The organism is Burkholderia sp. Se-20378 (genome assembly GCF_017104665.1).
GTDB classification, from domain to species: Bacteria; Pseudomonadota; Gammaproteobacteria; order Burkholderiales; family Burkholderiaceae; genus Burkholderia; species Burkholderia lata.
Genome location: NZ_JAAGPG010000341.1, coordinates 1 through 8,894, shown reverse-complemented (window position 1 = coordinate 8,894; position 8,894 = coordinate 1). Strand labels below are relative to the sequence as shown.

The following is an 8,894-nucleotide window of genomic DNA, read 5'->3' as shown; positions in this document are numbered from 1 at the left end:
CAGCTCGGCGAAACCGAGGCGCTGCACCTCGGCGTGCCCGTGCAGCGGCTGAAGCGGCGCGTGCTCGTCGCGGTCGCGCTTGCGGTCGGCGCGCTGGTGTCGTGCGCGGGCATCATCGGCTTCATCGGGCTCGTCGCGCCGCATTGCGTGCGCCTCGCGTGCGGCCCCGATCAGCGGATCGTGCTGCCCGGCGCCGCACTGCTCGGCGCGCTGCTGACGCTCGCCGCCGATCTCGCCGCACGTACCGTTGCCGCACCCGCGGAAATTCCGCTCGGCGTGCTGACCGCACTGCTCGGCGCGCCGTTCTTTCTCGCGCTGCTGTGGAAGAGTCGCGGCGCGCTCGGCGGCTAACCCTTCTTTTACGACGATCATGCTGACCGCCCATCACCTCGACGTCGCCCGTCGACACAATGCGATTCTGCGCGACCTGTCGCTGTCGATCGAACCCGGCCGCGTGACCGCCCTGCTCGGCCGCAACGGTGCCGGCAAGAGCACGCTGCTGAAGACCTTCGCCGGCGAACTCACCGGTGGCGTCGCGCCGAACGGCGTACGCGTGACCGGCGACATCACGCTGAACGGCGAACCGCTCGCGCGTATCGACGCGCCGCGACTGGCGTGCCTGCGCGCGGTGCTGCCGCAGGCCGCGCAGCCGGCGTTCCCGTTCAGCGTTGACGAAATCGTGCTGCTCGGCCGCTATCCGCATGCACGGCGCACTGGCGCGACGTCGCACCGGGACCGCGACATCGCGTGGTGCGCGCTCGAACGCGCGGGCGCCGATGCGCTCGTCGGCCGCGACGTCACGACGCTGTCGGGCGGCGAACTCGCACGCGTGCAGTTCGCCCGTGTGCTCGCGCAGCTGTGGCCGGATGACGAAGCGACGGAAAGCGGCCCGCGCTACCTGCTGCTCGACGAGCCGACCGCCGCGCTCGATCTCTCGCATCAGCACCGCCTGCTCGAAACCGTGCGCGCCGTTGCACGCGAATGGCAGCTCGGCGTGCTCGCGATCGTGCATGATCCGAATCTCGCCGCACGGCATGCGGATACGATCGCGATGCTCGCCGACGGCACGATCGTCGCGCACGGCACGCCGCGCGACGTGATGACGCCGGCCCATATCGCGCAGTGCTACGGATTCGCGGTGAAGATGGTGGAAACCTGCGACGGTGCGCCGCCGGTGATGGTGCCCGCGTAGTGCGGGCGCGTATCGCATGAGTATTGCGTCGTGCGATGTCATGCCCGATCGATAGCAACGACTTTAACAACGCATCAATCGCGCTTCGCGCATCCCCTTCAAGGAGACTCACGTGCCGCTTCCGATGACCCGCATCATCCTGTACGTTCAGGACGTCGCATCGCTCAAGTCGTTCTACCAACAGTATTTCGATCTGCCCGTCATCGAGGAAATCGAAAACGAGTGGGTCGTGCTCGGTGCAGGCGCCATCGAGCTGGCACTGCATCTCGCCGGCCCGGCGTTCCGCCATGCGGTACCTGCTGATCCGGAAGCGCGCGCGGAAGCCAGTCACATGAAGCTCGTGTTCTCGATCGGCCAGGACATCGGCACGCATCGCGCCCGGCTGGCCGGCAACGGCGTGACGGTGCGCGATCTCAAGCGCTATGACGGATTCGCGTACACGATGTACGACGGCATCGATCCCGAAGGCAACGTCTTCCAGGTGATGCAGGCCGACTGACGTTCCGTCCGGCCCGGGCGCTCACCCGACCGCCCGGGGCCGGTACCGCTCGCGCCCCCTATCGCCGTGCGGGTGGCCCCCCCCCCGGCTCAATGCTCGAGATCCGCCGCGCCGAACGTCCGCATCTTCCATCCGAGCCGCACGGCGAGCATCCGCATCGAGAACCCGGCCGCCAGCGCGACGACCGTCGCGAAGCCCGCATCGATGCCAAGGTACTGCATCCCGACGTAGAGCGCGCCCGTAACAAACGCGACGCTCGCATACAGCTCCTCGCGCAGGATCAGCGGCATCTCGTTACACAGCAGGTCGCGCAGCATCCCGCCGCAGACGCCCGTGATCGCGCCGGCCAACACGACGATGATCGGCACAGCGCCCGTCGACGCGCCGATGTCGCAGCCGATGATCGTGAACGCCGCGAGGCCGATCGCGTCGACGGTGACGAACAGTGTCTTCATCCGCGAGACATGCCGTGCGACCCACGACGCGACGGTCGCCGCGACGAGCGTGATCACCAGATACTCAGGGTGCGCGATCCAGCCGAGCGGATAGTGGCCGAGCAGCACGTCTCGGACAGTGCCGCCGCCGAGCGCCGTCACCGCGCCGACCAGCGCGAGCCCGAAGCGGTCCATCCCGCGGCGCATGCCCATCAGCGCCCCCGACATCGCTTCCGCGACGATTGCAATCAGATAAAGCGTATGCATGGTGCGCGTCAGTCATCCGTCCGGAACAGGTCGAGCACGCGTTCGCGCTCGGCCGCATCGACCGCGCCAGGCATCGGCTCGGCGGGCTTGCCGTTGTTGCCCGGCGCGTCGGACGCATCGGCCGCCCTGGCCCCGCCGCACGCGAAGCGGCTGCGGATGTACGACGGCACGTCGGCCGTGCACGTGCCGCGCGTGTATTCGGCGTAGACGAAGTCGCCGTCGACGAGCGCGACGTCCTGCGGCGGCGTCGCCTCGACCGGCGTACGCCCGTCGACGGCCGTCTTCATGTAGTCGAGCCAGACCGGCAGCGCCAGCGACGCGCCAGTCGCACGCCCCATCGGGCGAGGCGTGTCGTAGCCGAGCCACGCGACCGCGACGATGCCCGACGAGTAGCCGGCGAACCAGACGTCCTTCGACCCGTTCGACGTGCCCGTCTTGCCGGCCGCGTCGTCGCGGCGCAGCGCAAGCGCGCCGCGCGCGGTGCCGGACTTCACGACGTCGCGCAGCATGCTGTCCATCACGAACGCGTTGCGCGCCGACACGACGCGCTCGCCTGCCGGCGCCGTCGCTTCGTATATCGCGCCACCGTGACGCTGCTTCACCGACAGGATCAGGCGCGGCTCCATCCGCGTGCCGCCGTTCGCGAACACGCTGTACGCGCTTGCCAGTTCGAGCGGCGTCACGGCGCCCGCGCCGAGCGCGAGCGGCAGCGACGCCGGATTGCGCTGCGCGTCGAAGCCGAAATGCACCGCGTGCTGCTGCACGTAGCGCGCGTCGGTGGCCTGCATCAGGCTGACCGCGACGAGGTTCTTCGAGCGCATGAGCCCGCGCCGCACCGGGATGAAACCCTCGTAGTTGTTGGCGAAATTGCGCGGACGCCACGGCCGCGCGCCGGTTTCCTCATGCGTGAGCGTGCGCTGCGTATCGTCGACGAGCACGCCCGGGAAGTAGCCTTTTTCCAGCGCCGCCGAATAGACGAACGGCTTGAAGCTCGAGCCCGGCTGGCGATACGCCTGCAGCGCATGGTCGAACACGTTGCGGTTGAAATCCGCGCCGCCGACGAGTGCGAGCATGTCGCCCGTTGCCGCGTCGAGCGACACGAGCGCGCCTTCGAGCCCGTTGCGCGCATCGCGCTTCGCGCGCGGCTGACGGCTCAGCGTGCGGGCAAGCGACGATTCGGCCGCGCGCTGGTCGCGCATCGAGATCGTCGTCGTCACGTCGAGGCCGAGCGTATAGGCCTCGTCGTGAAAACGCTCGACCATCATCCGGCGCGCGCGCTCGGCAACGTACGGCGCCGCGATGATCCCCGGCGGCGGCGTGGTCGCCAGCGCGATCGGCGCATCGACGGCCGCGTGATACGTCGCGTCGTCGAGCTGGCCGAGCGCATGCATGCGGCCGAGCACGTAGTTGCGCCGCGCGGTCGCGCGTGCCGGATTGACGACCGGGTTGAACGCGGAAGGCGCCTTCGGCAGCCCCGCGAGCACGGCCGCCTCGCCCGCGCTCAGCGCGTCGAGCGGCTTGCCGAAATACACGTTCGCGGCCGCCGCGAAACCGTACGCGCGCTCGCCCAGATAGATCTCATTCATGTACAGCTCGAGCAGCTTGTCCTTGCTGTATTCGCGTTCGAGCTTGGTCGCCATCAGGATCTCGGCGAGCTTGCGGCTCAGCACCTTGTCGCGCGTCAGGTAGAAGTTGCGTGCGACCTGCATCGTGATCGTGCTGCCGCCCTGCCCCGGCTGCCCCGTTACGACGTTCGCGAACGTCGCGCGCGCAAGGCCGTTGAAATCGACCGCGCCGTGCTGGTAGAACTTCGCGTCCTCGGCCGCGAGCAGCGCCTGCCGCATCAGCGGCGGGATGCGTTCGAGCGGCACGAACTCGCGCCGCTCGACGCCGTATTCGGCCAGCAGGTCGCCGTCGCGCGAGAAGATCCGCAGCGGCTGCGCGGGACGATAGACGGCGAGGTGCTCGACGGACGGCAACTGCGTCCAGATGCGCTGGATCGTCCACGCGCCGATGCCCGCGCATGCAACCGTCAGGCCGAGCAGCGCGCCCGCAAGCGTGCGCCACACGCGGCGACGGCGTGGCGGCGGTGCGGGCGGGGGTGGCGGGGATGCGGTGTGGTCGGTCATGTCGGGCTCCTTCTTCGATGCTGCGACGGCCGATGCGCGAGAGGCACCGACAGTCACGAAAGGCGCGCATTGTCGAAGGGATGGCGCGAAACCGGAACATTCTTTAGCCAAAGTTGGGCTGGCTAAATTTTATTTAGGAAAGTGCGCCGGAGCCGTTCAGGTCGCATCTGCGACCGCGTGTCGCACCATCGGGCGAACCGCGCTGCGCGCGATCCGGTTCGGCTGTAGCATCGTGTGATGTTCGATCGATACCTCGGCCTGTGGGGCCTCGTTCCCGATGGCGGCCCGATCCTGACCGCGAGCGGTGGCCTGCTGCCGGTCGTCTGGCAATCGCGGCCGGCAATGTTGAAGGTCGCCACGTGTGACGAAGAGCGTCGCGGCAATGCGCTGATGACCTGGTGGAACGGGCATGGCGCCGCGCAGGTGTGGCAGCACGACGGCGATGCAGTCCTGCTCGAACGGGCGCGGCCGGAACCGACGCTGGCCGGTTTTTCGGCATCAGGGCATGACGACGATGCGATGCGTATCGCGTGCGATGTCGTTGCGCGGCTGCATGCGCATCGTGTGCCGGAGCGGCCCTCTGTCGTTCCGTTGCACGACTGGTTCCGTGCGCTGCTGTCGGATGCCTCAGGCAGCGACGTGCTTCGTCGCGCGGCTACGGTCGCGCACCGGTTGCTGGCCGAAGCGCCCGTCGACGAAGTCGTCCTGCACGGCGACATCCATCACGGCAACATCCTCCAATTCGGCGAACGCGGCTGGCGTGCGATCGATCCGAAAGGGCTGCGCGGCGATCGCGCGTTCGACTACGCGAACCTGTTCTGCAATCCCACGCACGATATTGCGGTCGAACCCGTACGCTTCGAGCAACGCGTCACGGTCGTGGCCGACGCCGCGCAGCTCGACCGGCACCGGCTGCTGCAGTGGATTCTCGCGTGGTCGGGCTTGTCGGCGGTGTGGTTGATCGAGGACGGGCTGCTGCCCGATACGCGGTTGCGGGTCGCTAGGCTTGCGACCGCCGCACTCGGCCTGTAGCAATACACATCGCCCATAAAAGCTTGGCTCATCACGAATTCCCAGGGAGTGCGGGGAGGACCGACGCCTCTCGGTCATGATGAGTCACTCGCGAGTTCCGAGGTCAGGACGCTCGGACGTCGGCGCATGCTTCGCAAACGATCGCTGGACGTCGACGGTAGCGCGTCGCTCAATCGCCGTGTTGACGAGAGATTTCGCGAAAGGCCGGCACCCTGCGCCGATCTCAGGCGCGAGATGAATCTCGCCGCGCGTCATGCGGTGGAACCGAGTAACCCGGTTCCACCGTTCCGGTTGCGCTCATTCTCTTCACCTCGATACCTGCGCTGACTTGACATGCGATCCGCGGTGACGCGGGTATCGCACACAGCGCAATCATTGGCCCGCTGGCGGCTGATTCGCTTTCTATACTGTTTACGTTGCCGATTGATCAAGGGCATGCGTGCGTCAGCAATGCACATGTCCGACGAATCCCGGGGTAAACGAAAGCTGCACCTGCCGCAAACGCTTGTGGCCGGTCGGTGAAGTTCGTCCCGTGTATGGACGGGAGAACGTGGATGGGCTCCTTAACCATCGGAGGCAATATGGCGACATACATCGTATTGATGAATTGGACCGACCAAGGCATGCAGTCAGTGAAAGACACGGTCCAGCGAGCGAAATCGTTTCAGGAAGGGGCGCGGGCGATGGGCGTCACCGTCAGCTCGCTCAACTGGACACTTGGGCCATACGACATCGTCGCGACACTCGATGCGCCCGACGACGAAACCGCGACGCGGCTGGGACTGATGGTGGCGCAATTAGGCAATGTTCGAACCGTCAGTATGCGTGCTTTCGGTGAGGCGGAAATGGAGCGGATCGTCGGCGGCATGAAGTGAAGCCCTGACGCGCGAAATGCAACAGCCATCGACAGGGATGAAACGGGCGTCCCGGAAGCGGGCTGGTTGCCGGCGCATCGTGGCGTCACCGGTATTGCTCACGAGCCAGGAGCACAGCGCAGGCAAAGGCCAACGATGCGCGCCGCAAGCGTGTAGCGTGACGCCATTCTCGCGCGCCTCGACATGAGCCAGATGCCTGCGCAGCTACGCTCCCGGAGGTCGACCAAAGACGAGGAACGACGCCGCTTAAACGGGAAGGTGGTAGTGAGCGAGCAGCTTCCCTGCGCGACACCGGCAACCGAGTCGCTGCCTGCATCCTCGCACCTCGCGACGAAACGCTCGCAATCATCCATCTAATCATGGGTGCGATTGCCGGCCCGCAGTCAGGCTGTTTCATGCCCGCGTCGGTCGCCGCTCAGGTGAACTCTGGTGCTGGCGTGCTGACGTTCGCCACAGCCGGCGAGAAACGCGATCGCGGACGCCGCCGTATCGGCAAGACGATAGGTGTCCGCACCGATTACTTGTCCGCGAGTGGCCGTACCGATCGACCGTTTGGCGCTGATATCTGCCGTAGCGCGTCTGACGAGCCGACCGTCGGCAATAGGTCGGCAAGCGACTCTCACGAAGAACCTAAAAAAAAAGCCCGCCGGCATCCGCCGGCGGGCTTCCACATCCAACTGCTTGCTCGACGCTTAACGCGCCGGGTTCAGCAACAGGTTCATGTGACGGTTCACATCTTTGTACAGCAGGTAACGGAAGCGGCCAGGGCCACCCGAATAGCATGCCTGCGGGCAGAACGCGCGCAGCCACATGAAGTCGCCCGCTTCGACCTCGACCCAGTCCTGGTTCAGTCGATAAACAGCCTTCCCTTCCAGCACATACAACCCGTGCTCCATCACGTGCGTTTCAGCGAACGGAATCACGCCGCCCGGCTCGAACGTCACGATGTTCACGTGCATGTCGTGACGCATGTCGCTCATGTCGACGAAGCGCGTCGTCACCCATGCACCGTTGGTGCCCGGCATCGGGATCGGCTCGACGTCTTGCTCGTTGGTCACGAAGGCTTCCGGCAGCGGAATGCCGTCGACGGCCTGGTAGTGCTTGCGCACCCAGTGGAAACGCACCGCGGCATCGCTGACGTTGTGCAGCGTCCAGTCCGCGCCCGGCGGAATGAACGCGTAGCCGCCCGGCTTCAGCACGTGCTTCGTGCCTTGCAGCGTCAGCTCGGCTTCACCTTCGACGACGAACAGCACGGCTTCGGCGTTCTTGTCCTGCTCGGGCTTGTCGCTGCCGCCGCCCGGGTTCACTTCGACGATGTACTGCGAGAAGGTTTCCGCGAAACCCGACAGTGGGCGAGCGATCACCCACAGGCGCGTGTTCGTCCAGAACGGCAGCCAGCTCGTGACGATGTCGCGCATCACACCCTTCGGGATCACCGCGTACGCCTCGGTGAACATCGCGCGATCGGTCAGCAGATCGGTCTGCGGCGGGTGGCCGCCATGCGGCGCGTAATACGTTGTCTTAGACATAGTGCATCCAGGCAATGGGTTGGTCCGGCCCCGGGCACCAACGACATCGGGCGGCACACATGCGCGTGGGGCACGCAGGCGGCGGCGGGACGTCGTTGCCGGGGTGGCTTGAAGGCGCATGCGCCTTCGTTCGGTCGGCCAGGCTTCGCGACGGGTTCGTCCGGTTCTTCGGACGCGGCGGCCCATGCTTGTGGGGCCGGCGACCGGGCCGTGGCGCTCGCGATCATGCGGCGAGGCGCGGCCAGCGGCACGGTGCGATGCCGTACGCGAGCATCGCCGACGATAGCGAAGTCGTTCGCAATCGACCAATTAAATGTTGCGATGGATTCCATTCGATTTCCCACTACCCGCCGGCACCCGCGATATGCGGTGAGGAAGCATGTCGCGACGGTCTGGCTATCAGGGAAATCCTGACGGACGCAGCAACGCGCACGTTCACCGGGACGCTAGAAAGGTAGGTGAAAAAACGCAGCAGCCGCAGCGACACACGCGGTTCGCAATACATCCGGTTACGCAGATTGGAGCCCGACGACGTGCGCACGGCAGCAAGCAGCACCGCGCCAATCATGAGCCATCGTCCGGCCGGAGAATGGGCCAACGGGAATCGAACGGAACACGAACGGTATCGCCACGAGTCGCACGCATTCAGTCGCGAGAGGCGGTGTAGTCGGAAAACGGGGAAATACAGCGAGGAGGGAAACTTGCCGGCCCATCGATCGGGCATCTGGCCGCGGCTGGGGAAGCCGGAAGGTGTTCGCCGGTCTGGCCGGCGATGACGACCCGGCAGGCCGCCGGGCCGAATCTCGCGTCGGGTGCCGACGCCGTCGGCGCGCCGGTGCGCGGTTCACGCACCGAGCCGCGCCAGCGGCGATCAGTCCCAGTCGCGGTGATGACGATGCTTGCGGTGGCGATAGCCGCGATCGCCGTGGTCGCGTTC

At 66.5% G+C, this 8,894-nt stretch carries 8 protein-coding genes; 5 read left to right on the top strand and 3 right to left on the bottom strand.

Annotated features, from left to right (window positions below):
• The 3 genes from G3N93_RS27405 to G3N93_RS27395 all read left to right on the top strand — a co-directional run.
• Positions 1–351: iron chelate uptake ABC transporter family permease subunit (locus G3N93_RS27405; RefSeq protein ID WP_206134371.1), on the top strand; the 351-nt coding region annotated here is incomplete at its 5' end.
• Between the two features lie 19 nt (positions 352–370).
• Complete coding sequence (locus G3N93_RS27400; protein ID WP_206134370.1) at positions 371–1,192, top strand: heme ABC transporter ATP-binding protein; 822 nt, start codon at positions 371–373, stop codon at positions 1,190–1,192.
• Between the two features lie 112 nt (positions 1,193–1,304).
• Entirely contained in the window at positions 1,305–1,691 is a 387-nt protein-coding gene (locus tag G3N93_RS27395; RefSeq protein WP_206134369.1) for a VOC family protein, read from the top strand.
• 89 nt (positions 1,692–1,780) lie between these two features.
• Here G3N93_RS27395 and G3N93_RS27390 read toward each other — a convergent pair whose 3' ends face one another.
• Both G3N93_RS27390 and G3N93_RS27385 read right to left on the bottom strand, forming a co-directional pair.
• Complete coding sequence (locus tag G3N93_RS27390; protein WP_206134368.1) at positions 1,781–2,392, bottom strand: trimeric intracellular cation channel family protein; 612 nt, start codon at positions 2,390–2,392, stop codon at positions 1,781–1,783.
• Positions 2,393–2,400: 8 nt separating this feature from the next.
• Positions 2,401–4,521: a penicillin-binding protein 1A gene (locus G3N93_RS27385; RefSeq protein ID WP_206134367.1), complete on the bottom strand. Its 2,121-nt coding sequence runs from the start codon at positions 4,519–4,521 to the stop codon at positions 2,401–2,403.
• A 237-nt stretch (positions 4,522–4,758) separates the two neighbouring features.
• Here G3N93_RS27385 and G3N93_RS27380 point away from each other — a divergent pair, with 237 nt between their 5' ends.
• Both G3N93_RS27380 and G3N93_RS27375 read left to right on the top strand, forming a co-directional pair.
• Positions 4,759–5,553 carry an aminoglycoside phosphotransferase family protein gene (locus G3N93_RS27380; RefSeq protein ID WP_206134366.1) on the top strand — a complete coding sequence of 265 codons (795 nt, stop codon included), beginning with the start codon at positions 4,759–4,761 and terminating at the stop codon, positions 5,551–5,553.
• Positions 5,554–6,134: 581 nt separating this feature from the next.
• The gene (locus G3N93_RS27375) at positions 6,135–6,428 is read left to right on the top strand and encodes a GYD domain-containing protein (RefSeq protein WP_174942029.1); all 294 of its coding nucleotides are present in this window, start codon (positions 6,135–6,137) and stop codon (positions 6,426–6,428) included.
• Positions 6,429–7,120: 692 nt separating this feature from the next.
• On the opposite strand, the gene G3N93_RS27370 is transcribed toward G3N93_RS27375, so the two are convergent.
• Positions 7,121–7,957 carry a bifunctional allantoicase/(S)-ureidoglycine aminohydrolase gene (locus G3N93_RS27370; RefSeq protein ID WP_039349877.1) on the bottom strand — a complete coding sequence of 279 codons (837 nt, stop codon included), beginning with the start codon at positions 7,955–7,957 and terminating at the stop codon, positions 7,121–7,123.
• Positions 7,958–8,894 lie beyond the last annotated feature (937 nt).

Bases quoted from the DNA above. Each gene is read 5' to 3' on its own strand.
- G3N93_RS27370 (WP_039349877.1), bottom strand. From the start codon at position 7,957: ATGTCTAAGACAACGTATTACGCGCCGCATGGCGGCCACCCGCCGCAG.
- G3N93_RS27390 (WP_206134368.1), bottom strand. From the start codon at position 2,392: ATGCATACGCTTTATCTGATTGCAATCGTCGCGGAAGCGATGTCGGGG.
- G3N93_RS27380 (WP_206134366.1), top strand. From the start codon at position 4,759: ATGTTCGATCGATACCTCGGCCTGTGGGGCCTCGTTCCCGATGGCGGC.
- G3N93_RS27385 (WP_206134367.1), bottom strand. From the start codon at position 4,521: ATGACCGACCACACCGCATCCCCGCCACCCCCGCCCGCACCGCCGCCA.
- G3N93_RS27375 (WP_174942029.1), top strand. From the start codon at position 6,135: ATGGCGACATACATCGTATTGATGAATTGGACCGACCAAGGCATGCAG.
- G3N93_RS27400 (WP_206134370.1), top strand. From the start codon at position 371: ATGCTGACCGCCCATCACCTCGACGTCGCCCGTCGACACAATGCGATT.